This is a genomic window from Streptomyces sp. NPDC029122 (assembly GCF_055569445.1).
In genome coordinates, this window is the sequence record NZ_JBVHWK010000038.1 from 1 (window position 1) to 21,082 (window position 21,082).

The 21,082-nt window shown below is 71.9% G+C and carries 24 protein-coding genes; 12 read left to right on the forward strand and 12 right to left on the reverse strand.

The window, feature by feature from the left end:
* The first annotated feature begins 415 nt into the window (after positions 1-415).
* Both ACZ4WZ_RS30920 and ACZ4WZ_RS30925 read left to right on the forward strand, forming a co-directional pair.
* Positions 416-1,171, forward strand: a complete 756-nt coding sequence (locus ACZ4WZ_RS30920) for an XRE family transcriptional regulator (RefSeq protein ID WP_467895893.1) — start codon at positions 416-418, stop codon at positions 1,169-1,171.
* Positions 1,158-1,625, forward strand: coding sequence for an NUDIX hydrolase (locus tag ACZ4WZ_RS30925; RefSeq protein WP_467895896.1), 468 nt, complete (start codon positions 1,158-1,160; stop codon positions 1,623-1,625). Before ACZ4WZ_RS30920 ends, ACZ4WZ_RS30925 begins: the two co-directional genes overlap by 14 nt.
* A 759-nt stretch (positions 1,626-2,384) precedes the next feature.
* Here ACZ4WZ_RS30925 and ACZ4WZ_RS30930 read toward each other — a convergent pair.
* Genes ACZ4WZ_RS30930 through afsQ1 form a run of 3 tightly spaced genes read right to left on the reverse strand, consistent with a single transcriptional unit; the run spans position 2,385 to position 5,165 of the window.
* Positions 2,385-3,020, reverse strand: a complete 636-nt coding sequence (locus ACZ4WZ_RS30930; RefSeq protein ID WP_467895899.1) for a hypothetical protein — start codon at positions 3,018-3,020, stop codon at positions 2,385-2,387.
* Positions 3,001-4,491: a sensor histidine kinase gene (locus ACZ4WZ_RS30935; RefSeq protein ID WP_467895902.1), complete on the reverse strand. Its 1,491-nt coding sequence runs from the start codon at positions 4,489-4,491 to the stop codon at positions 3,001-3,003. Before ACZ4WZ_RS30935 ends, ACZ4WZ_RS30930 begins: the two co-directional genes overlap by 20 nt.
* Positions 4,488-5,165 (reverse strand): two-component system response regulator AfsQ1, encoded by a 678-nt coding sequence (afsQ1, locus tag ACZ4WZ_RS30940; RefSeq protein ID WP_180291024.1) that lies wholly within the window; start codon positions 5,163-5,165, stop codon positions 4,488-4,490. Before afsQ1 ends, ACZ4WZ_RS30935 begins: the two co-directional genes overlap by 4 nt.
* Positions 5,166-5,353: 188 nt before the next feature.
* Here afsQ1 and ACZ4WZ_RS30945 point away from each other — a divergent pair, with 188 nt between their 5' ends.
* Positions 5,354-6,052: a SigE family RNA polymerase sigma factor gene (locus tag ACZ4WZ_RS30945; RefSeq protein ID WP_467895906.1), complete on the forward strand. Its 699-nt coding sequence runs from the start codon at positions 5,354-5,356 to the stop codon at positions 6,050-6,052.
* Between the two features lie 145 nt (positions 6,053-6,197).
* Here the strand turns inward: ACZ4WZ_RS30945 and ACZ4WZ_RS30950 are convergent, their stop codons facing one another.
* The gene (locus ACZ4WZ_RS30950; RefSeq protein ID WP_467895909.1) at positions 6,198-6,830 is read right to left on the reverse strand and encodes a uridine kinase family protein; all 633 of its coding nucleotides are present in this window, start codon (positions 6,828-6,830) and stop codon (positions 6,198-6,200) included.
* Between the two features lie 143 nt (positions 6,831-6,973).
* On the opposite strand from ACZ4WZ_RS30950, the gene ACZ4WZ_RS30955 reads away from it, so the two are divergent.
* Positions 6,974-7,345 carry a hypothetical protein gene (locus tag ACZ4WZ_RS30955; protein ID WP_467895912.1) on the forward strand — a complete coding sequence of 124 codons (372 nt, stop codon included), beginning with the start codon at positions 6,974-6,976 and terminating at the stop codon, positions 7,343-7,345.
* A 63-nt stretch (positions 7,346-7,408) separates the two neighbouring features.
* Here the strand turns inward: ACZ4WZ_RS30955 and ACZ4WZ_RS30960 are convergent, their stop codons facing one another.
* The 3 genes from ACZ4WZ_RS30960 to deoC are packed head-to-tail and all read right to left on the reverse strand — an operon-like array spanning position 7,409 to position 10,736.
* Positions 7,409-8,311, reverse strand: a complete 903-nt coding sequence (locus ACZ4WZ_RS30960) for an aldehyde dehydrogenase family protein (RefSeq protein ID WP_467895914.1) — start codon at positions 8,309-8,311, stop codon at positions 7,409-7,411.
* Positions 8,311-9,768 (reverse strand): aldehyde dehydrogenase family protein, encoded by a 1,458-nt coding sequence (locus ACZ4WZ_RS30965; protein WP_467895917.1) that lies wholly within the window; start codon positions 9,766-9,768, stop codon positions 8,311-8,313. The genes ACZ4WZ_RS30960 and ACZ4WZ_RS30965 overlap by 1 nt, the downstream gene beginning before the upstream one ends.
* Positions 9,769-9,773: 5 nt before the next feature.
* On the reverse strand, positions 9,774-10,736 hold the full coding sequence (deoC, locus tag ACZ4WZ_RS30970) for a deoxyribose-phosphate aldolase (RefSeq protein WP_388935003.1): 963 nt from the start codon (positions 10,734-10,736) through the stop codon (positions 9,774-9,776).
* A 136-nt stretch (positions 10,737-10,872) separates the two neighbouring features.
* On the opposite strand from deoC, the gene ACZ4WZ_RS30975 reads away from it, so the two are divergent.
* From ACZ4WZ_RS30975 to ACZ4WZ_RS30985, 3 genes are all read left to right on the forward strand, one after another.
* Entirely contained in the window at positions 10,873-11,502 is a 630-nt protein-coding gene (locus tag ACZ4WZ_RS30975; RefSeq protein WP_467895920.1) for a PH domain-containing protein, read from the forward strand.
* Positions 11,503-11,657: 155 nt separating this feature from the next.
* A complete protein-coding gene (locus ACZ4WZ_RS30980) occupies positions 11,658-12,233 on the forward strand; it encodes a VanZ family protein (RefSeq protein WP_467895923.1) in 576 nt (191 codons plus the stop codon).
* 52 nt (positions 12,234-12,285) lie between these two features.
* Positions 12,286-12,498, forward strand: a complete 213-nt coding sequence (locus ACZ4WZ_RS30985; RefSeq protein ID WP_388934506.1) for a PspC domain-containing protein — start codon at positions 12,286-12,288, stop codon at positions 12,496-12,498.
* Positions 12,499-12,555: 57 nt separating this feature from the next.
* Here the strand turns inward: ACZ4WZ_RS30985 and ACZ4WZ_RS30990 are convergent, their stop codons facing one another.
* The 3 genes from ACZ4WZ_RS30990 to ACZ4WZ_RS31000 form a co-directional block, all read right to left on the reverse strand.
* Positions 12,556-13,323 carry a hypothetical protein gene (locus ACZ4WZ_RS30990; RefSeq protein WP_467895926.1) on the reverse strand — a complete coding sequence of 256 codons (768 nt, stop codon included), beginning with the start codon at positions 13,321-13,323 and terminating at the stop codon, positions 12,556-12,558.
* 128 nt (positions 13,324-13,451) lie between these two features.
* A complete protein-coding gene (locus ACZ4WZ_RS30995) occupies positions 13,452-13,712 on the reverse strand; it encodes a hypothetical protein (RefSeq protein WP_388934510.1) in 261 nt (86 codons plus the stop codon).
* 140 nt (positions 13,713-13,852) lie between these two features.
* On the reverse strand, positions 13,853-15,001 hold the full coding sequence (locus ACZ4WZ_RS31000; protein WP_467895929.1) for an adenosine deaminase: 1,149 nt from the start codon (positions 14,999-15,001) through the stop codon (positions 13,853-13,855).
* Positions 15,002-15,113: 112 nt separating this feature from the next.
* On the opposite strand from ACZ4WZ_RS31000, the gene ACZ4WZ_RS31005 reads away from it, so the two are divergent.
* Both ACZ4WZ_RS31005 and ACZ4WZ_RS31010 read left to right on the forward strand, forming a co-directional pair.
* Positions 15,114-15,833 (forward strand): alpha/beta hydrolase, encoded by a 720-nt coding sequence (locus tag ACZ4WZ_RS31005; protein WP_467895931.1) that lies wholly within the window; start codon positions 15,114-15,116, stop codon positions 15,831-15,833.
* Positions 15,834-15,885: 52 nt separating this feature from the next.
* Positions 15,886-16,251 carry a cupin domain-containing protein gene (locus ACZ4WZ_RS31010; RefSeq protein WP_467895934.1) on the forward strand — a complete coding sequence of 122 codons (366 nt, stop codon included), beginning with the start codon at positions 15,886-15,888 and terminating at the stop codon, positions 16,249-16,251.
* A 227-nt stretch (positions 16,252-16,478) separates the two neighbouring features.
* Here ACZ4WZ_RS31010 and ACZ4WZ_RS31015 read toward each other — a convergent pair whose 3' ends face one another.
* Positions 16,479-17,417, reverse strand: coding sequence for a LysR family transcriptional regulator (locus ACZ4WZ_RS31015; protein WP_467895937.1), 939 nt, complete (start codon positions 17,415-17,417; stop codon positions 16,479-16,481).
* A 98-nt stretch (positions 17,418-17,515) separates the two neighbouring features.
* On the opposite strand from ACZ4WZ_RS31015, the gene ACZ4WZ_RS31020 reads away from it, so the two are divergent.
* The 3 genes from ACZ4WZ_RS31020 (at position 17,516) to ACZ4WZ_RS31030 (ending at position 20,795) form a co-directional block, all read left to right on the forward strand.
* A complete protein-coding gene (locus ACZ4WZ_RS31020; RefSeq protein WP_467895940.1) occupies positions 17,516-18,823 on the forward strand; it encodes an MFS transporter in 1,308 nt (435 codons plus the stop codon).
* Between the two features lie 180 nt (positions 18,824-19,003).
* Positions 19,004-19,711: a L,D-transpeptidase family protein gene (locus ACZ4WZ_RS31025; RefSeq protein WP_467895943.1), complete on the forward strand. Its 708-nt coding sequence runs from the start codon at positions 19,004-19,006 to the stop codon at positions 19,709-19,711.
* Positions 19,712-19,793: 82 nt separating this feature from the next.
* Positions 19,794-20,795, forward strand: a complete 1,002-nt coding sequence (locus tag ACZ4WZ_RS31030) for a sigma-70 family RNA polymerase sigma factor (RefSeq protein ID WP_467895946.1) — start codon at positions 19,794-19,796, stop codon at positions 20,793-20,795.
* Here the strand turns inward: ACZ4WZ_RS31030 and ACZ4WZ_RS31035 are convergent.
* Positions 20,691-21,029, reverse strand: coding sequence for an STAS domain-containing protein (locus ACZ4WZ_RS31035; protein ID WP_467895950.1), 339 nt, complete (start codon positions 21,027-21,029; stop codon positions 20,691-20,693). The two genes, ACZ4WZ_RS31030 and ACZ4WZ_RS31035, sit on opposite strands and share 105 nt — an antisense overlap.
* Between the last annotated feature and the right edge of the window lie 53 nt (positions 21,030-21,082).

The window sequence follows — 21,082 nt, forward strand, 5'->3', positions numbered from 1 at the left end:
TAGGCCAGCTCCATCCAGCGCTCGATGCCGGTGGCGGAAACGTTCTCGTTGACCACCGCCATCAGCACCCCCTCGGTACCGGAGGCGATGTCGCGCACTCGGCGGCGAAGGAGCTTGTGGGGGACGTACTCGTACTGCTCACTCATCGGATGCCTCCTCAAAAGTGACGAGGAAGCGCTCCCAGCCAACCCGAGCACGGTCGAGGAGCCCCTCGCTGGGCTCAGCCAAGGCCACCGGCCTTGGCCAGGGGACATCCAGGGCATCGTGAGCATTGAGACTCTTCATGGGACCTCCGGTTCGGCGACGTCGAACCGATCGTGGTTCCCACGTGGGGGCGTTACCACTCCGTTTGCGGGACGTTTAGGACGCTTTGCCGCTACCGTCTGTTCCGTTCCGGACGGCTGTGGAGAGACATTTGAATCACGCACTGCGCCGCGCGATGGCGAATGCCAAGATGACGGAAAAGCAGCTCGCAGAAGCTTGCGGGGTGGACGCGAAGACGGTCGGACGGTGGATCACAGAGCCGAACCGCGTCCCCCACGCCCGCCACCGGTGGACAGCCTGCGAGGCATTAGGCGAGGAGGAAACGGCCTTGTGGCCCAACGCCGTCCGGTCGGCTCTCAGCAGCGGCCCCGACAAGGAGATAGTCCAGGTCTTTCCCTACAGATCCGCTGCTCCTTCGAGCCTGTGGCGCTCGCTGGTAACGAAGGCGCAGCACGACCTGCTATTCGCCGGTTACACCAACTACTTCCTGTGGCTGGAGCAGGCCAACCTTGCCCACGCCCTGCGCCGCAAGGCCTTGAGCGGCTGTCGCGTCCGATTCCTCGTCGGAGATCCCGACAGCCCCGTCACCACAGCCCGTGAAGCAGAGGAAGACGTACCCCTGACACTTTCGACCCGGATCGCCGTGACCTTGAACGAGCTGGCCAAACTCAGCGATGTCAACGGCATCGAGGGTCGATTCGAGACGGGCCACGTCAACCTGTCGGTGTTCAGGTTCGATGACGAGATGATCGTGACACCCATCCTGGCTCGCCACGTCGGCCACGATTCGCCGATGATGCACCTACGACGCCGTCAGGCGGACGGCATGTTCGACCGGTTCGCGGCGCACACCGAGGAACTGTGGAACCGAGGCCGCGACATCTGGGAGGGCAATGCCCAGGCGTGACTACGAAGACGATCCGAGCGCCCCGCCGGCGAACAGCCTCGTGCCTGCCGCTTCCGCCGTCGTGGTGGACGACGACGGCCGAGTGCTGCTGCAGCGCCGGACCGACAATGGAATGTGGGCCCTGCCGGGCGGCCGGATGGATCTCGGCGAGTCCATCGGCGACTGCGCGATCCGGGAAACCTACGAGGAGACCGGGATCACCGTCGAGATCACCGGCATCGTCGGCACCTACACCAACCCTGGCCATGTCTTCGCCTACGACGACGGCGAAGTGCGCCAGGAATTCTCCATCTGCCTCCTCGCCCGCCCGACCGGCGGCACGCTCCGCACCTCGGACGAATCCTTCGAAGTCGCCTGGTTCGCACCCCACGAGACCGACAACCTCCCCATGGTCCCCAGTATCCGCAAGCGCCTCAACGACTGGCGAGCCGGCAACGGCCCAGTCGTCCGATGACGGCCGCCAGGCGCCGTGACGTGCCTCGACCTTCGGGCGTCGCCTGCACGTCACTCCAATGGAGTGAACCCTCCAGGGTGTCAAACCGATGTCACGAGAGGCGGGTCGGCCTCGGCAAGGACTTCGACGTGAACACCGGCCCCCGGGAAACTGCGACTGGTGGACCGGTCCACGAGCAAGGTGACGCTGAAGAGGTCCAGCCAGCCACCGGAGTGATCGGCTGCCGTCCGCCGACCGGTCTCACGCGCCTGACCGGTTCCCGCGCTGCTCTGGTCGTCATTTCGTGCAGGCAGCAACCCCAGACGGCGGCCAGACGCCGAGATCCGAGAAGGGCGTAGCGATCCGATGCGCCTGGGTGCTCTGCAGGGGGCTCACATCGGCCCGGATGCCCGGCGGGCCGGCGCCCGGCCCCTCGCCTCATCGCTGAGGGACCCGTCCCTTCCCCTTGGACCCGTGACCGTTCTTTTGGGGGGTTCCCGGCAGTCCTTGTCTTTCCGGGGCGGGACGGTCGGTCAAGAGTGGAGCGAAGCGACATCGCGCAGCGACGCGACGAAGGAGCGCTCTTGAGGGACCGGCACGACACGGAAGGACGCTGGGACTGACGGGAACCCCCCGAACCGGCTGTGAGGCGGCCCCGCCGGCACCCCGCTCACCTGCCCCCGGACCCGCAGGCGGGGGCGGGTGGGCAGCCGCCGCCCGGCCCCACCCCTCGAGGGGGAAATAGCCGGCCCGCGCCGCAGGCCCCGTACGCCCCCGCGCCTACGACGCCGACGCCGAAGCCGAAGGCGAAGGCGACGCCAGGTCGCCCAGGGTCGGGACGGACTCCGGCCTCGAGCGGACCGCGTCCGTGCACTCCCACGCGCGCGGCGGGTCCGCGTCCGGGCCGCCCAGGACCACCGGGCCCGGGCCCGCCGAGAGGGCGTCGCTCGCCGACAGGGTGCAGACGATCTGCGCCAGCGCCACCGGCGGGAGGTCCTCCGGCTTGCGGCTCAGCCGCAGCGTCCCGGCCGGGTCGCCCGCCCGCGCGGGGGCCGCCGACAGGCCGTCGGGGACGCTGGTGGTGAAGCCCCCGTCCCGTTCCTCCCCGGACGGTCTGCGTTCCAGTTCCTCCAGCAGTGCCTGCGCGACCAGCACCAGGGGATCCCGCGAGGCCCGCTTCTCGGGTACGGGGACCACCCGCTCCACGCCGACCAGCTGCGATCCGCACACCAGCTCCACCGTGGCGCGGAAGCCCTGTACCCCGCCGGCCCCCGCCGGCTGTCCGGCCGTCTCGCAGGACACCCGGGACGGTGCCGGGCCCACGTCGACGGGGACCGTCGTGGCCCGGATGCCGCACCCGGACAGGGCGAGCACTCCCACGGCCAGCGTCGCGGCCCTACGCCTCCACGCCGCCACCGGCGATCACCTTCCCCACGTCCACCGGCAGCCGCAGCGTGAACACCGCTCCGCCCTCCGGTCCGTTCTCGGCCGTGATGTCACCGCCGTGGATGTGCGCGTTCTCCATCGCGATCGACAGGCCGAGCCCGCTGCCGTCCGACTTGGGCCGGGACGCGCTCGCCTTGTAGAAGCGGTCGAAGACGTGCGGCAGCACTTCCTCGGGGATGCCCGGCCCGTTGTCCTTGACCGCGATGACCAGCCACTCCCCCTCCACCCGCACCGACACCCGTACCGGCGAGCCGCCGTGCTTGAGCGCGTTGCCGATGAGGTTGGCCAGGATGACGTCCAGCCGGCGCGGGTCCAGCCGGGCCACGATCCCGCGTCCGGCGTCGAGTTCGACGGCGTCCAGCCAGGCCCGCGCGTCGATGCACGCCGTGACCTGGTCGGCGACGTTCACGTCGTCCAGTACCAGCCGGGCCGTGCCCGCGTCGAAGCGGGTGACCTCCATCAGGTTCTCCACGAGGTCGTTCAGCCGCCGCGTCTCGCTGACGACGAGCCCGACCGCCGGGGCGATCATCGGGTCGAGGTACTCGACCTCCTCCTCCAGCACCTCGGCGACCGCCGTCAGCGCGGTGAGCGGCGTGCGCAGTTCGTGCGACATGTCCGCCACGAACCGCCGGCTCGCCTCCTCGCGGGCGCTCATGTCGGCGACCTTCTTCTCCAGCGCCTCCGCCGTCCGGTTGAACGTCCGTGACAGGTCCGCGAGTTCGTCGGTCCCCGAGACGTCGAGCCGGTGGTCCAGCTCGCCCTCGCCGAGCCGCCGGGCCGCGTCCCCGAGCCGCTGTACGGGCTTCAGGACGGTCCGTGCCGCGCCCTGCGCGAGCAGCGCGGAGCCGAGCAGCGCCAGTCCGGTCGCGATGGTCAGCGACCAGCCCAGCGCGTTGAGGTCGTCCCGTTCCGTGGCGAGCGACTTGTACATGTAGCCGGTGGGCCCGCCGCCCACGATCCGCGTGCCGCCGACCAGGTACGGGTTGCCCTGCGGCTTCGTCCGCTGCCAGTACATGTGGTACTCGGAGTCGTTGGCGGCGGTGGTCTTCTGCCGGTCGTTGACGGCGTGCTGGAGGGACGCCGGTACGTCGCCCAGCCCGAAGGGGACCGCGCCCGCGGCGCCGATCACCTTGCGCCCGTCCTTGCGTTCGTGGACGAGCAGCACGCTGTACCCGGGGCTGCTCCCCGCCATCAGCTCGGCGGTGTGCTGTATCTCCTCGGGCGTCGGGTCGGCGGGCAGTGCCGCGGCCCGGTTCTGCATCTCCTGGCGGAAGTCTCCGAGGGCCGCGTCCTGGGTACGGGTGAGCACCGCCTCGCGGTTGAGCCAGTACGCGATGCCGGACGCGGACACCGCGGCCGTCAGCGCGACCAGCGCGAACACCACCAGCAGGCGCAGCCGCAGGCTCGTCCAGCGCCGGCCCGCGAACAGGGCCTTGATCACTGCGGGGAGTCCAGCCGGTAGCCGACACCCCGGACGGTACGGATCAGCGTGGGCGAGGAGGGCACTTCCTCGACCTTGGCGCGCAGCCGCTGCACGCAGGCGTCGACGAGCCGCGAGTCGCCGAGGTAGTCGTGCTCCCACACCAGCCGCAGCAGCTGCTGGCGGGAGAGCGCCTGGCCGGGCCGGCGGCTCAGCTCCAGCAGCAGCCGCAGTTCGGTCGGGGTCAGCTGGAGGTCCTCGCCGTTCTTCGTGACCGTCATGGCGGCCCGGTCGATGACCAGGGACCCGAAGACGGCGGAGTCACTGGCCTCGCGCTCGCCCCGGCGCAGCACGGCTCGGATGCGGGCGTCGAGCACGCGGCCCTGGACGGGCTTGACCACGTAGTCGTCGGCTCCGGACTCCAGGCCCACGACGACATCGATGTCGTCACTGCGCGCGGTGAGCAGGATGATCGGCAGCTGGTCGGTGCGGCGGATCCGCCGGCACACCTCGAAGCCGTCGATCCCGGGCAGCATCACGTCCAGCACGATCAGGTCCGGCCGCTGCTCTCGCAGCAGTTTCAGGCCGTCCTCGCCCGTCGCCGCGGTGGCCACTCGGTGGCCCTGGCGTGACAGGGAGAGTTCGAGGGCCGTGCGGATGGCGTCGTCGTCCTCGATCAGCAACAGGAAAGGCACGGGCTCATTCTGTCCCATCGGCCGTCCGCAGTTCGACCGTCCGGAGGGGTGCAATCGCGCCACTCGCCCGCGCACCGGTGGCTGTGACAGGCCTGTGACAGTCGGCGGACACCCTGGTTATACCCGGCGGGCAGTCTTTTCTCATCGACACGACGGACCGAAGCAGACTCCACGACGGGGGGCGCGAGATGAACACGCTGCACAGCACCACGACCGGCGCGGTCGTCACGCGGCTGCACGATGTGAACCGCCGGGCGGGTGTCCGTACGGTGACGGTCGCCCGTCAGCGGCCGGCGCACGTCACAGCCATTGACGCGAAGCAGTACCAGGCGGTTCCCGCGCAGCGCAGCACGCCGTCCTCCACGTCGGAGGCGGAGTTCACCGCGTACGTCCAGGAGCGGCGGGCGGCGCTGTACGCGACGGCCTTCCACCTCACCGGCGACCGCCACGAGGCCGAGGACCTGTTGCAGAGCGCGCTGTTCTCCACGTACCGCGCCTGGGACCGGATCAGCGACAAGGCGGCGGTCGGCGGGTACCTGCGCCGCACGATGACGAACCTGCACATCAGCGCCTGGCGCCGGCGGAAGCTGAACGAGTACCCGACCGAGGAGCTGCCGGAGACGGCCTCCGACGCGGACGCCATGCGGGGTACGGAGCTGCGCGCGGTGCTGTGGCAGGCGCTGGCCCGCATTCCGGAGCCGCAGCGCACGATGCTGGTGCTGCGCTACTACGAGGGCCGCACGGACCCGGAGATCGCGGAGATCCTGGGCATCAGCGTCGGCACCGTGAAGTCGAGCATCTGGCGCTCGCTGCGCCGGCTGCGCGAGGACGAGGTGCTGAGCTTCGGACGTGACGAGGCGGAGTCCTTCGGGGAGCTCGTCGCGTAACCAAGGACCATGGGGCCGGGGGGCCCGTCCTACGGGGGTGGGGCGGGGGCCGCAGGGGGAGAAGAGGCGGGATCAAGCGGCCGGGGGTCCGCGTGATCCCGCCTTTTCGCTTTTCGGCGGGTTTTCCGCGCGTGTCAGAGGGGTGTCAGAGGGCGGTGGGGGTGCGGTGGCGGCCCGCGGCGGCCGCGGTGAGCCGGCCGAGGGCCTCGTCGCGGCCGCAGGCGTGGGCGCCGAGGGCCACGTGCCGGGCGACGATGCCGCGTTCGGCGCGCATCAGGCGGTAGCCGCGGCGCAGCAGGAACGGCAGGGACTTGCGGCCTTCGCGCAGGTCGCGCGCGAGGCGGCGGCGGAAGGTGGTCGAGGGCCGGCCGCGCAGGCAGATGGCGTCGGCGAGCAGGCCCAGTTCCCGGCAGCGGGCCGCGATGTCGGCGGCGAAGATCCCCTCCGCGATGAACAGCGGGGTGCGGTCGATGTCGAGGGTCTCCGTGCCGGTCCGGGAGGACGTGGCGATGGAGTAGACGGGGACGTCCGTACGGCCCGTGGCGCAGAGTTCCGCGATGGCGGCGACGGCGGTCTCCGCGTCCCAGGACAGCGGGGAGTCCCAGTCGATGTCGGAGCTGCCCTCGACCAGCGGGAGGGTCGGGTCCGCCGCTTCCTTGTAGAAGTCGTCCAGACGCAGGACGGGGAGGCCCGAGCGGGCCGCGAGCCTGGACTTGCCGGAGCCCGAGGGGCCCGTCAGCAGGACGACGCGCGTGGGAAGGGAAGATGAACGGCTCACGGGAGACCAGTGTGAGGCATGACCCCGGAGATCGGGGCACCGGTGACGTCTCCTGCGACGGGCCTCACACGCGCGGTTGGAATCCGGGATCCCGCCTCCACTACTGTGTGTGCGCACGCGATTACGACCACAGGCGGGAACCCATGGCACGTCACGCAGCATCCGAACCGTCTTCCCAGCGGCTCCGCGCAGCCGGCCTGAGCCTGTCCATGGCCGGGGCGGCCCTGGCGATGGCGGCCGGCGGGGCCCAGGCGGCCGAGAACCGCCTCCAGTCCGCGGAGAACGACCTCCAGGCGGCGGTGGCGGGGGTCGCCGACCCGATCGGGAACCTCAAGGTGAATCCGCTCGCCAGGACCGGGGTGGACCCCCTCGACAACGGGGTGGCGACGAAGGTCGCGGACTTCCCGGCGGTGGGGACCACGATGGTCACGGGGATCCTGACGCAGGGCCCGTCGGTCAAGGAGCTGCCGACGGCGGCGGTGACCTCGCTGCTCGGGCCGGTCCTGCCGAAGTAGCGGGCGCGCGAAGGCCCTGGCGGCACGGGGGTCGCCGCCAGGGCCGGTCTCACGCGGGCCGTTCTAGTACGAGGAACCGCCCGAGCCCAGCGAGCCCGTCGGGTGCCAGACCGTCTTGGTCTCCAGGAAGGCCGTCATGCGGTGGGTGCCCGGGTCGGCGGTCCAGTCGTCCACAGGCTGTGGACGCAGGACGCGCTTGAGGTTGTCCGCCGCCGCGATCTCCAGCTCCTTGGCGAGGGCCTCGTCGGCGCCCGCCAGGTCGATGGCGTTGACGTCCTGGTGGGCCGCCAGGTGGGGGCCCATCTCGGCCGCCTTGCCGGAGAGGATGTTCACCACGCCGCCGGGCAGGTCGGAGGTGGCCAGCACCTCGCCCAGGGAGAGCGCGGGGAGCGGGGCCCCCTCGCTCGCGATGACGACCGCCGTGTTGCCGGTCGCGATGACCGGGGCGATCACCGAGACGAGCCCGAGGAAGGACGACTCCTGCGGGGCGACGACGGTGACGACACCGGTCGGCTCCGGGGTGGACAGGTTGAAGAACGGGCCCGCGACGGGGTTGGCCCCGCCCACGATCTGGCCGATCTTGTCGGTCCAGCCCGCGTACCAGACCCAGCGGTCGATCGCCGCGTCCACGACGGCGGCGGCCTTGGACTTGGACAGTCCCTCGGCGTCGCCGACCTCCCGGACGAACTGCTCGCGGCGGCCCTCCAGCATCTCGGCGACGCGGTAGAGGATCTGGCCGCGGTTGTAGGCGGTGGCGCCGGCCCAGCCCCCGAAGGCCTTGCGGGCCGCGACGACCGCGTCACGGGCGTCCTTGCGGGAGGACAGGGGGGCGTTGGCCAGCCACTTGCCCTTCGAGTCCGTCACTTCGTACACCCGGCCGCTCTCGGAGCGGGGGAACTTGCCCCCGACGTACAGCTTGTAGGTCTTGAAGACGTTCAGACGCGTGGTCGTCTCAACGGCACTCATCAGCGCTCCCCCTTCGGGGTCGACGGGGCGAGGTAGCCCTCCAGGCCGTGGCGACCGCCCTCGCGGCCGAAGCCCGACTCCTTGTAGCCGCCGAAGGGCGAGGTCGGGTCGAACTTGTTGAACGTGTTGGCCCACACCACACCCGCGCGGAGCTTGTTGGCGACCGCGAGGATGCGGGAGCCCTTCTCCGTCCAGATACCGGCGGACAGGCCGTACTGGCTGTTGTTGGCCTTGGCGACGGCCTCGTCCGGGGTGCGGAACGTCAGCACGGACAGGACCGGCCCGAAGATCTCGTCGCGGGCGACGGTGTGCGCCTGGGTGACGTTCGTGAAGAGCGTCGGGGCGAACCAGTAGCCGGCGGACGGCAGCTCGCAGGCCGGGGACCAGCGCTCGGCGCCCTCGGCCTCGCCGGTCTCCGCGAGCGCGGTGATCCGGGCGAGCTGCTCGGCGGAGTTGATCGCGCCGATGTCGGTGTTCTTGTCGAGCGGGTCGCCCAGGCGCAGCGTGGACAGGCGGCGCTTGAGGGAGTCGAGCAGCTCGTCGTGGATCGACTCCTGCACCAGCAGGCGCGAGCCCGCGCAGCAGACCTGGCCCTGGTTGAAGAAGATGCCGGTGACGATGCCCTCGACGGCCTGGTCGATGGGGGCGTCGTCGAAGACGATGTTGGCGCCCTTGCCGCCCAGTTCCAGGGTGACCTTCTTGTCGGTGCCGGCGACCTGGCGGGCGATGGCCTTGCCGACCGCGGTGGAGCCGGTGAAGGCGACCTTGTTGACGTCCGGGTGCGCGACGAGCTCGGCGCCCGCGTCCCCGTAGCCGGGGATGATGTTGACGACGCCCTTGGGCAGGCCGGCCTGGCGGCAGATGTCCGCGAAGAACAGGGCGGACAGGGGCGTGGTCTCGGCGGGCTTCAGGACGACGGTGTTGCCGGTGGCGAGCGCCGGGGCGATCTTCCACGCGAGCATCAGCAGCGGGAAGTTCCACGGGATGACCTGGCCGGCCACACCGAGCGGGCGCGGGTTCGCGCCGTAGCCGGCGTGGTCGAGCTTGTCGGCCCAGCCCGCGTAGTAGAAGAAGTGCGCGGCGACCAGCGGGAGGTCCGCGTCGCGGGTCTCCTTGATCGGCTTGCCGTTGTCCAGGGTCTCCAGGACGGCCAGCTCGCGGCTGCGTTCCTGGATGATCCGGGCGATGCGGAAGAGGTACTTGGCGCGCTCGGAGCCGGGCAGCGCGGACCACTTCTCGAAGGCGCGGCGGGCGGCCTTCACGGCGCGGTCGACGTCGGCGGCACCGGCCTGGGCGACCTCGGCCAGCACCTCCTCGCTGGAGGGGCTGACGGTCTTGAAGACCTTGCCGTCGGCGGCGTCGGTGAACTCGCCGTCGATGAAGAGCCCGTAGGAGGGGGCGATGTCGACGACCGAGCGGGACTCGGGGGCCGGTGCGTACTCGAAGAGGGATGCCATGGTGATCAGTCCACCGTCACGTAGTCGGGACCGGAGTAACGCCCGGTGCTCAGCTTCTGGCGCTGCATGAGCAGGTCGTTCAGCAGGCTGGAGGCGCCGAACCGGAACCACTCGTTGGTCAGCCAGTCCTCGCCCGCGGTCTCGTTGACGAGGACCAGGAACTTGATGGCGTCCTTGGTGGTGCGGATGCCGCCGGCCGGCTTCACACCGATCTGGATTCCAGTCTGCGCCCTGAAGTCGCGTACGGCTTCGAGCATGAGCAGGGTGTTGGCGGGGGTGGCGTTGACGCCGACCTTGCCGGTGGAGGTCTTGATGAAGTCGGCGCCCGCGAGCATGCCGATCCAGGAGGCGCGGCGGATGTTGTCGTACGTCGACAGCTCGCCGGTCTCGAAGATGACCTTGAGGCGGGCGGCGGTCCCGTCGGGGCGGACGCAGGCCTCCTTGACGGCCCTGATCAGCTCGTACGTCTCCAGGTAGCGGCCGGCGAGGAAGGCGCCACGGTCGATGACCATGTCGATCTCGTCGGCGCCGGCGGCGACGGCGTCACGGGTGTCGGCCAGCTTGACCGGCAGGGCGGCGCGCCCGGCCGGGAAGGCGGTGGCGACGGAGGCGACCTTGACGTCGGCGCCGTTCAGCGCCGCCTTGGCGGTGGCCACCATGTCGGGGTAGACGCAGACCGCGGCGGTCATGGGCGTGCCGCGGTCGGTCGGGTCGGGGTGGACGGCCTTGGCGGAGAGCGCCCGGACCTTGCCCGGGGTGTCCGCACCCTCGAGCGTCGTCAGGTCGATCATCGAGATGGCCAGGTCGATGGCGTACGCCTTGGCCGTCGTCTTGATCGAGCGGGTGCCGAGCGAGGCCGCGCGGGCCTCCAGGCCGACTGCGTCTACGCCGGGCAGCCCGTGCAGGAAGCGGCGCAGCGCGCTGTCGGACGCCGTCACGTCAGCGAATGCGGAGAGGGTGGTGGGCATGGTCACCAGATGAGCATATCTACGCGCGTAGCGCCTGTCACCCCCCTCGGTGCACATATGGGCGTGACATCCGCCATCGGAGCCCCGGGGCCGCGCGCCCGCACCTCCGGCGGACCCATGCGGCACAATCGGCGGCATGACTACGCCCTCCCCCCACGAGCCGGTCTACGCCGACCGCGTCTACCGCTCCCCCATGGCCGTCGTCACCGGGGTGCTGCTGCTCGCGCTCGTCGCGTGGCTCTGCGGGGACGCCGCCGTACGGGGCGGGGGGAGCGCGCGGTGGACCGGCATCGCCGTCGCCCTGCTCACCGTCCCGCTGATCGTGGCGTTCACCCTGCGCCCGGCCGTCTTCGCCAACGACGACCGGATGCGGATCCGCAACCCCTTCCGGATCATCGAGCTGCCCTGGGCCGCCGTCGACGCGGTCCGCGCCGGGTACTCGGCGGAGGTGCTGGCGCAGGGCTCGAAGTACCAGCTGTGGTCGGTGCCGGTGTCGCTGCGCGAGCGCAAGAAGGCCGGCCGGCAGTTCAGCCGCCGGGACGCGCTGACCGGCAAGGGGATGACGGCCCAGGACCAGGGGGCCGAGCCGGCCGCGCCGCAGCGGGCCTCCGCCGACCGGGCCGTGGACGAGCTGCGCGAGCTCGCCGAGCGCGGGGCGGGCCGGCCCGGCGCGCAGGGCGGCGTCACCGTGCGCTGGGCGTACGAGATCATCGCGCCCGCCGTGGCCGGCGCCGTACTGCTGGCCGTGCTCCTGGCCACGGGCTGAGCGGGCCGTACGCCGGGCCGGCCGCCCGTTGAGCGAACCGCCCGCCGAGCGGCCCCGCTGCCCGGCCGCCCGCCCGTCCGCCGGGCTGCCGTAACCGCCGTGTAACGGCCGCGGCTACCGGAACCGGTGCCGCCGGGGGGTGCGTCCTCGCAGGTGTGCACCGTCATGAGGGCAGCGGCAGCGCCGCCACCGCCACACAGCTCCCGGTCCGGTCCCGGCTCCTGAGCGGGGCCCTGCTGGCCGCGCACCTGCTGGTCGTCGGATGGCTGACCCTGAGCCCCCTGGACGTCCCCTGGGCGGCCGCCGCGAACCTGACCCCGCTGGACGGGATCAGGGCGGACCTCGCCCACGGGCCGCTGGAGGCCGCCCGGCGGATCGGCGAGGGGCTGGCGCTGCTGGCCCCGCTGGGGGTGCTGCTGCCGCTGGCCGGGGGGCGGCTGACGCCCGGGCCGCTGGCCGCCTGGTCCTCGCTCGCACGGACGGCGGCCGCGGCCGTACTGATCTCACTCGGCATCGAGATGCTCCAGACCGCGGTACCGGGCCGGGTGCTGGACGTGGACGCGCTGTTGCTGAACACCGCCGGAGTGGTGATCGTCCACCTTGCCGTCGTACCGGTGCTGCGCGCCCGGCTGCGCCGCGCCCACGCGTCTCAGGGACCCACCCCGAGAATTTCCAGGGTCGGCATCGGACCCTGGACCGAGGTCCTTTCGGCGGTACCGCGCGAGTATTGAGGCATCGCGGAAGGGAAGATCCCGGAGCGCGATCCCTACGAAGGAGAAGAAAATGAGCGCGATTACCCGCCCCCGTGACGGACGGATGATCGGCGGCGTCTGCGCCGGGCTCGCACGGCGTTTCGGTATCAAGACCCGCACGATGCGGATCATCTTCGTGGCCTCGTGCCTGCTGCCCGGACCGCAGGTCCTCATCTACCTCGCGCTGTGGCTGCTGCTGCCGAACGAGAAGGCCGGCGCGGGCACGGCGCGGACCGCCTGGTAGTCCCCCGCCAAGGGCTGCCCCCGGGACATCGGGGCCCGACCGGCGCTCCGGCGGGACTCAGCCGGCCTTCCGGACCTTCTCGAGCTGCTTGTCGGCCACTTCCTGCGGGACCAGCGCCCTCTGGTCCGCGGCGGCCACGTTCAGGGCCATCAGCCGTACGACCCGGTCCCCCTCGCGCACGACGACCAGGTGGACCGACGCCGAGACGCCCTCGGCGGCGGCGGTGGTGGTCCAGCTGACCGTCTCGTCGCCCCCCGTCCTGTACGGGACGGCCTTCACGTCCCGGTAGCGGCCGGTCTGCTTCTCGACGGTGGCGGTGAAGCCCGTACCGCAGGCCGCGACGGCCTCGCGCAGCCGGGACACGACCCGCTTGGCCTCGCTCTCCCCGTAGGAGCTGACGGAGGCCGAGACCGCGAGGCCGACCTGCTTCTGGGAGCCGATGCCTCGGTTGACGGTCTCGCGGGCCGCCGGATCGGGCTTGTCGCCCATGATGTCGGCGAGCGGCTGGCAGGTCTTCTTGTCGGCGTGCGGCTGGCCGTCGGGGGCGTTCGGGTTCTTGCCCTGCGCGGAGATCTGGTAGCCGGCCAGGTCGCCCTGGACGAGGGCGGCCCGCTCCAGGCTCGCGTCCTTGGCCTTGGGCGCGGCGGGGGCCGGCGGCGCGCCGGGCGCGCCCGAGGGGCGGACGGCCGCGGAGCCCTTGGGGTCGGGGGTCTTCCCGGGCGCGGGGGCCTCCGTACCGCTGCCGCACGCGGCCGCTCCGAGGAGCAGGGCGGGGAGCAGCGCGAACCTCGTCGCGGGTGCCGTGAATCGTGCCGTGATGCGCATGACCGAACCTCATACCCATTGCGTCGGCGGGCAGTTGGTGGTGATCGTGGCACACCGCGCAACGCGGCGCACACCTCTTCGAAGGGGCGTGCGCCGCGTGCGCGTGCGTGCGATTTCCGGCGCTTGGGTCAGCCGCCGATGCCGCCGGGCAGCGGGGGCAGGCCGCCGAGCAGGCTGGTGACCGGGGCGGCGGCGTCGGTGGCCTCGCCCTCCTGGGCCGCCTGCTGCGTCTGGTCGGTGAGGGAGCTGGTGGCGCTGGTGAGGGAGCCGAGGGTGTCCGTCAGGCTGGCGGCGGGGAGCGCCGAGGCGGAGGCGGTACCGGCGGCGCCCGCGGCGAGGGCGGCACCAATCACAGCGACACCGAGGGACTTGGCAGCAGACTGCTTCATGAAAAATCGTCCTTGCGACGGGGAAACTGAGCGGCTCCGCAACCTAGCCACTTCAAACCCGGTCCCGCAAACATCCTTAAATACGAGAAAGCGTCCGGGAATTGCGATTCCCGGACGCTTTCCGTGGGTCAGGCCTTGGCCTAGGCCGAGACGGTTCCGCTGGTGGAAGCGGTCTGCCGGAACAGCCATTCGGACTTCAGCTCCGCATAGCCCGGCTTGATCACGTCGTTGATCATGGCCAGTCGTTCATCGAAAGGAATGAACGCGGACTTCATCGCATTGACGGTGAACCACTGCATGTCGTCGAGCGAGTAGCCGAAGGTGTCGACCAGGTGCTCGAACTCGCGGCTCATGCTGGTGCCGCTCATCAGGCGGTTGTCGGTGTTGACCGTCAGCCGGAAGTGGAGCTTGCGCAGCAGGCCGATCGGGTGCTCGGCGTACGAGACGGCCGCTCCGGTCTGCAGGTTCGAGGTGGGGCACATCTCCAGGGGGATGCGCTTGTCCCGGACGTACGAGGCCAGGCGGCCCAGCGTGACCGAGCCGTCCTCGGCGACCTCGATGTCGTCGATGATCTTCACGCCGTGGCCGAGGCGGTCGGCGCCGCACCACTGCAGGGCCTGCCAGATCGACGGGAGGCCGAAGGCCTCGCCCGCGTGGATGGTGAAGTGGTTGTTCTCGCGCTTGAGGTACTCGAAGGCGTCGAGGTGGCGGGTGGGGGGGAACCCGGCCTCGGCACCGGCGATGTCGAAGCCGACCACGCCGTTGTCACGGTAGCGGTTGGCCAGCTCGGCGATCTCCAGCGCGCGGGCCGCGTGGCGCATGGCGGTCAGCAGCGCGCCGACGCGGATGCGGTGGCCGTTGGCCCTGGCGCGGCGCTCGCCCTCGCGGAAGCCGTCGTTCACGGCCTCGACTACCTCTTCGAGGGTCAGGCCGGCTTCGAGGTGCTGCTCGGGGGCGTAGCGGATCTCCGCGTACACGACGCCGTCCTCGGCGAGGTCCTCGGCGCACTCGGCGGCGACCCGGAAGAGGGCCTCCTTCGTCTGCATGACGGCGCAGGTGTGCGCGAACGTCTCCAGGTAGCGCGGGAGGGAGCCGGAGTCCGCGGCGTCACGGAACCAGACGCCCAGCTTGTCGGCGTCCGTCTCGGGCAGCTTGTCGTAACCGGCCTCGGCGGCCAGCTCGATGATGGTGCCGGGGCGCAGTCCACCGTCGAGGTGGTCGTGCAGCAGCACCTTCGGGGAGCGGCGGATCTGATCCGGGGTGGGCAGGTTGGGGGTCTCGCTCGTCATCCCGGCACTCTACTCCTACGCGCGTAGAGCAGCGCGTCGGCGGCGGGGTCGATATGTAACAGAGACCGTACGGACGGGTCGCGTACACCCGCCGGTCTGAGACTGTTCCGCCATGGCACAGCATGCGCCGCCGGCGCGCGGGGCCCGCCTGGGGCGGGCGGCCGGCGCGAACGGCTCGGTCTCGACGGTCAGTGGTGTGGTGCTCCTGCTTCCGGGAGCGTCCAGATTCCCCTCCGGTCCGGTACGTCCGCTCGCGCGGGCGCTGGTCCGGGCGGGCGGGGCGCAGGGGCTGGTGGCGCACACCGTGGTGCACGGGGCCGCGCCCCGGGAGGAGGCCGCCGGGTGGGCGGCGGACGAGGTGGTCCGGCTGTACGGGGACGTACCGGTGTGCCTGGCCGGCTTCGGCGCGGGCGGCCGGGCGGCACTGCGGGCGGCCGGGCACGCGGCCGTCAACGCCGTGGTGGCGCTGGCCCCTTGCTTACCGGAGGGCGAGGACACGGGCACCCCTGAACCGGTGAAACAGCTCGCGGGCCGGCAGGTGCTGATCGTGCACGGCACGAACGACGCGCGCAGCGACCCGGAATCCTCTTTCCGGCTGGCGGCGCGGGCGAAGAAGGCGAATCGTTCTACCTGCCGGTTCGAGGTGCACTCGGACGGGCACGGCCTGCGGGAGCACCGGTCGGAAGTAGTGGCGCTGGCGGTGGACTTCGTACTCGGCGCCGTGTTCTGCGGCCGGTACTCGCGCCCGGTCGTGGACGCGCTGTCGGCGCCCCCGCCGCTGGGCCTGCGGATGCCGCTGGCCTCCGGCTTCGGGCGGTCCCTGCGGGGCTGAGCGTAGAGTGGGGAGTGGACTCGGGGTGGTTCTCTCCTGGAGGCGATCCGCCATGGCCGGGATGGTGCGCAAGAGCTTTGACAGCGCGGACGAGACGCGCCCGTTCACCGATGGCAAGGGCAGGCTGGACGTGCTCATGACGGACGGCGGCGCCGTCGGGCGCGCGGTCTTCGAGCCGGGCTGGAAGTGGTCGGAACACATCAAGCCGCTGGCGGGCACGGACAGCTGCCAGTCGGCGCACACGGGGTACGTCGTCAGCGGCCGCATGCAGGTCGTGATGGACGACGGCGAGGGCACCGAGTACGGCCCCGGGGACTTCATGCAGCTCGCCCCCGGGCACGACGCATGGGTGGTGGGCGACGAACCGTGCATGGTCGTGGACTGGACGGGCTTCGACAACTACGCGAAGCCGGCCTGACCGGACCCGGTCACGCCTGAGCCCCGCGGCACGGCGCCTGTACGCGTGAGCCGTCGAGCGGCACGCCTTCACCGTGGCCGGACCGCGGCCCCCGGGGGGGGGAGGCCCCGCCCGGCGGGTCACGGACGGAACGCACCTGCCGGCGGCCATTGCGGAGATGAGGCGCGCCGTCGGCGGCAAGCCCCGGTTCCAGCCCGGGTACGTGATCCGCGCACGCCGGCCAGTGGCTAGCCCTGGGCCTCCAGTTCCGGGATCAGGCGGCCCCTCCGGGACAGCAGGAAGCGCTTGAACGCCGCCACCGGTGGGGTGTCCGGGTGGCCGTCCAGCCAGGCCACGCCGATCTCGCGCACCGCGCGCGGCGCCGTCACCGTCAGCTCCACCACCCCCGGCCGGGGCACCGCCGGCGGGGGCAGCAAGGCGACCCCGAGGCCCGCCGCGACCAGGCCGCGCAGGGTCTCGGCCTCCTCGCCCTCGAAGGCGACCCTAGGCGTGAACCCGGCCTCCGCGCACAGGTCGTCGGTGATCCGGCGCAGGCCGTAGCCGGCCTCCAGGGTGACGAAGGTTTCCTCCGCGGCCTCGGCCAGCCGGATCCGCTTGCGCACCGCGAGGCGGTGGTCGTCCGGCACCACCAGGCGCAGCCGCTGCTCGTCGAGGCGGCGGGCCACCAGGTCGGGGGCGTCGGGCACCGGCGAGGTCAGGCAGAGGTCGAGTTCCCCGGCGCGGAGCTTCTCCAGCATGGCCTCGCCGTAGTTCTGGACGAGGGAGAACCGTACGCGCGGGTGGTCGGCCCGGAAGGCGCGGATCAGGCCGGGTACGGTCTCGGGGCCCAGGGTGTGCAGGAAGCCGAACGCGACCTTGCCGAACGACGGGTCGGCGTCGTGCTGGACGGATCCGGCGGCGCGGGCGATCCCGTCGAGGGCCTGCTCGGCGGAGGCGAGGAAGGTGCGGCCGGCCGTGGTGAGGGCGACGGTACGGCCCTTGCGGGCGAACAGCGAGACGCCCAGGTCCTGTTCGAGGCGGACCATGGCCCGGGACAGGGTGGACTGCGGTACGCCCAGCTCGTGGGCGGCGCGGGTGACGTGCTCGTGCCGGGCGACCGCGACGAACTGGGCGAGCCGGGGGGCCAGCTGTTGTGTCACGGACATGTCTTCTTCGTAACGGTTCATTGATATCCGAAGCCGTGAGCTGTGCTGATGCGTGAGTGGATCGATTATCCCGGATTCGTGCATTGGACGCATGAAAAAGGGACACCTACCTTCGACGTATGCCTCCCGCTCATACCGGGGCACCTGTCATCCCGGGTGCCTCCACTCCGTCGTTCCCTTCGTCGCCGGCACCCCTGGGCGAACCCCGCTCCCCCGGCCGTCCCGGCTACCGCCGGATGAGCCTCGCCCTCTTCGCCGCGGGCCTCGCTACCTTCGCCCTCCTCTACTCCACCCAGGCCCTGTTGCCCGCGCTCTCCGCCGGTTTCGGCGTGACGGCCGGCCGGGCCAGCTGGACGGTCTCCGCGGCCACCGGCGCGCTCGCCCTGTTCGTCCTGCCGCTCAGCGCGCTGTCCGAGCGGTTCGGCCGGACCCGGATGATGACCTGCTCGATGGTGGTGGCCGTCGGCATCGGCCTGGTGGTGCCGCTCGCGCCGAGCCTGGAGTGGCTGGTGGTGCTCCGTGCGGTGCAGGGTGCGGCCATCGCCGGCATCCCCGCCTCCGCGATGGCGTACCTGGCGGAGGAGGTCCGGCCGAAGGCGCTGGTCGGTGCGATCGGCCTGTTCGTGGCGGGCAACTCCATCGGCGGCATGAGCGGACGGATCGTCACCGGCTGGGGCGCGCAGCTGTGGGGCTGGCGCGGCGGGCTGCTGGCCGTCGGCGTGATGGCGCTGGTTTGCGCGGTGGCCTTCCTGGTGCTGCTGCCCCGGGCGCGGTTCTTCCGGCCGGCGTCGCTGAACCCGCGCGCGGTGGGGCGTACCGTCGCCGGTCACCTGCGCGATCCGCTGCTGCTGCGGCTGTACGGGATCGGCGCGCTGTTCATGACCGTCTTCGGCGCCGTGTACACCGTCATCGGGTACCGCCTGGTGGAGGCGCCGTTCTCGCTGGGGCAGGGCGTGGTCGGGTCGGTCTTCCTGGTCTACCTGGTGGGTACGGCCTCCTCGGCGGCGGCCGGGCAGCTGGTGGCCCGGGCGGGCCGGCGCGGGGCGCTGTACCTGGCGGTGACCACGACGGCCCTCGGGCTGCTGCTGTCGCTCGGGGACTCGCTCCTGCTGGTCCTGCCGGGACTGGTGCTGATCACGGCCGGCTTCTTCGCGGGGCACGCGGTGGCCTCCGCGGCGGTGAGCCGTACGGCGAGGACGGGCCGGGCGCAGGCCTCGGCGCTCTACCAGTCCGCGTACTACCTCGGCTCCAGCGCGGGCGGCACCCTGGGCGCGCTGGCGTACCACGCCTCGGGGTGGGCGGCCACCGTCGGCATCGCGCTGCTCGCGGTGCTGGGCGTCGTCGCGATCACCCTGTACGGGTCCCACGCGGCCCGCGCCGAGCGGCGGCGGCCGCTCGCGGGCGGGCGGGCCGCGGCGGCCCGCTGAGGCTCGCGGGGTTCTCCCCGGGGCTCCGGGGGCTCGGGGGGCCTCGGAAACGGTCGCCCGGCGCTCCACCTGCGGTCCGCACCGGCCAAGTCCGTTCAAAGTCTGTGCGGCGTGCGCGACTCGCTCTAGCTTGGAGGGCATCGGCGCCCCCACGGTGCGGGCGCGGCAGGGGAGGACCGGATGGCGGCGATACGCGTGCGCGCGCGGCGGCGGGCTGCGGTGGTGTTCGGCGGGGCTCTGGCACTGGCGGCGCCCCTGGTGGTCCTGGGGGGCGGTACGGCGCAGGCCGCCGCCTGCAACGTGACCACCGGGCCCTACCAGCGGCAGGTCGAGCAGTTCCTGGGGCGGCCGGTGGACGGGGTGCAGTCGGCGGCGGACTGCACGGCCATACAGTCCTTCCAGGCCGCCCACGGGATCACCCCGACCATGGGGTACGCCGGGCCGCTGACCTGGCAGACGATGAGCACGATGCTGGCGCAGCGGGCGGCCGGCACCAACCCGAACGCCGACCGCAAGTGCCCGACCAACCTGGGGCGGATCGCGTGCGTCGACCTGACCCGCCAGCTGAGCTGGATCCAGGACGGGGCCACGCTGAAGTACGGTCCGGTGCCGGTGCGCACCGGCAAGGCGGAGACGCCGACGCGGACCGGCCTGAAGAAGATCTACTACCGGAGCATCAACCACTGGTCGACGATCTACAACGTCGCGATGCCGTACTCGCAGTTCTTCGACGGGGGGATCGCCTTCCACTCGGTCACCAAGAGCATGTGGAACCCGCCGGGCTCCGGGGGCTGCGTGAACATGACGACGACCGACGCCAAGGCGTACTGGAACATGCTGGGCAACGGCGAGGACGTCTACGTGTACGGGCGCAAGCCCGGGACCTGACGTTCCCCGCCGCCCGGGCTGCCGTTGTCGGACCCCTCGGGTAGTTTCCGAAGGGACGGAAACCACCTGGGGGACGGCAGCCATGAGTGACCTCGCGACCTCGTCACCGGAACTCGACGCGGCGATGGACCGCTACCGCGTCGAGCTGACCGGCTACTGCTACCGGATGCTCGGCTCGTCCTTCGACGCCGAGGACGCGGTGCAGGACGCGTACGTCCGTGCCTGGCGGGCGTACGAGAGGTTCGAGGGGCGTTCGTCGCTGCGGTCGTGGCTGTACCGGATCGCCACGAACGTCTGCCTCGACCTGCTGAAGGCGGGGAACAGGCGGGCGCGGCCGATGGACCTGTCCGCCCCGCAGCACCAGGCCTCCGCCGTGCTCAGCGAGCGGCCCGAGGTGACCTGGCTGGAGCCGGTGCCCGACGGGCGGGTGCTGCCGCAGACCGCCGACCCGGCGGAGATGGCCCTGGCCAAGGAGTCCGTCCGGCTGGCCTTCGTCGCGGCCCTCCAGCACCTCCCGGCGAAGCAGCGGGCCGTGCTGATCCTGCGGGAGGTGCTGGCCTGGAAGGCGGACGAGGTCGCCGAGCTGCTGGAGACCTCGGTGGCGGCGGTGAACAGCGCGCTCCAGCGGGCGCGGGCGACCCTCGCGGGGCAGGCGCTGCGCCCGGGTGATCCGGCGGACCCGCTGGACGCGGCGCAGGCGAAGCTGCTGGAGCAGTACCTGTCCGCCTTCGAGGCGTACGACATCTCGCGGCTCACCGCGCTGCTGCACGAGGACGCGGTGCTGTCGATGCCGCCGTACGACCTGTGGCTGCGGGGCCACGAGGACATCGCCGCGTGGCACCTGAACCAGGGCATCGGCTGCAAGGGCTCGCGCCTGGTCCCGACGACGGCGAACGGCCTGCCGGCCTTCGGGCAGTACCGCCCCCGCGAGGACGGCCTGCCCGGGCACGTGCCGTGGGCGCTCCAGGTGCTGGAGATATCAGACGGCCGGATCGTCGGCCTCAACGCCTTCCTGGACACCGCCCGCTGGTTCCCCCTGTTCGGCCTGCCCGAGCAGCTCGACGAGACCCACGAGGCGCAGTAGCGCCAGCAGGGCCGGGCCCGCGCCGGTGAGCCGGAGGCGGCTCCCGTGGCGGCGGGCGGCGAGCGCCAGGCGCGCGACCGCGTCGACGGTGGCGAGGGTGGGGGCCGTGACGGCGCGCACGTCGCAGGTCACCGGCCGGCCCGGGCCGTCCCGGCACAGGTCGCGGAGGCGGGCGCAGAGCGCGGGGACGTCCGGGTGGGGCCCTTCGTCCAGGGCCAGGGTTCTGATCTCCACGGGTGGATGACCGTCACCGGCCCCCGGACTCATCGGCGGCCGGCCCCGCGGCC